Source organism: Tepidimonas sp. (assembly GCF_046292505.1).
In the GTDB taxonomy this organism is placed as follows: Bacteria; Pseudomonadota; Gammaproteobacteria; order Burkholderiales; family Burkholderiaceae_C; genus Tepidimonas.
On record NZ_JBKBQX010000143.1, the window covers coordinates 1 to 901 of the forward strand.

Below are 901 nucleotides of genomic sequence, written 5' to 3' on the forward strand. Positions count from 1 at the left end.
CGCCGCACCTCGGCGAAGATGGCCACCAGTCGATGCAGGAACTGGGGCATGGTGACCTCAAGCCCGATTTGTTCTTCGATGCCGTAATCGCGCAGCCCCCAGTAGGGCGGCGAAGTGACCACACAGCGAACAGACCCGGACGGCAGACGGCGCAGCACGGTCAGGGCGTCCCCCTCAAAAAGCGTCGAGCCGCGCAAGGTAAGCGGCTCGGGGCGCTGGATTCGCTCAACGCCAGACGGCGCGGCGGTTTTTGCTTTTGGCATGTTGTTATGTCCTCTCAATCGTGGCGCGGCTGCACCACGCCGCAATGCTTGTAAATCGTTGTCCGTGACACGCCGTAATCTCGGGCGAGTTCGGCCACGCAGGTGTTCGGGTCGCGCAGTAGCGCCTTGATATGGCGTATCTGCTTAGCGTCTAGTTTCGGTTTGCGGCCACCGGATCGGCCACGGGCGCGGGCCGCTTCCAAGCCCGCCCGGGTTCGTTCGCGGATCAAGCCGCGCTCAAACTCGGCCAGTGCCGCAAAAACATGGAATTGCAGCTTGCCCGCCGCGCTCCCTGTCTCGATCTTTTCGGTAAGGCTCTCGAAGTGCACGCCGCGCTGCTCAAGGTCGGCCACGATCTGCACCAGGTCGGGCAGGCTGCGCCCGAGTCGATCAAGCCGCCACACCACAAGGGTGTCACCGACCCGGAGCGCCTTCCGGCACTGCTCTAGCTCTGGCCGGGCGGCTGCATTCTTGCCGCTGGCCGCTTCCTCGTAGATGGTCGAGCACCCGGCCTGCCGGAGCGCATCCCGTTGCAGGTCTAGGTTCTGGTCGTCGGTCGATGCCTATCTGGATGCGGTGCAGGCCGCCATCGACCGGCTGCTGCCGACGATGCCGCGCGCGGACATCATCGTGCGCAG

The 901-nt window shown here is 64.8% G+C and carries 2 pseudogenes; both read right to left on the reverse strand.

Going from position 1 to position 901, the window contains the following annotated elements:
- A pseudogene (locus ACK4TH_RS12340) lies at positions 1 to 263 on the reverse strand (hypothetical protein); the annotation flags it as partial.
- 14 nt (positions 264 to 277) lie between these two features.
- Positions 278 to 823, reverse strand: a pseudogene (locus ACK4TH_RS12345) (recombinase family protein); the annotation flags it as partial.
- Positions 824 to 901 lie beyond the last annotated feature (78 nt).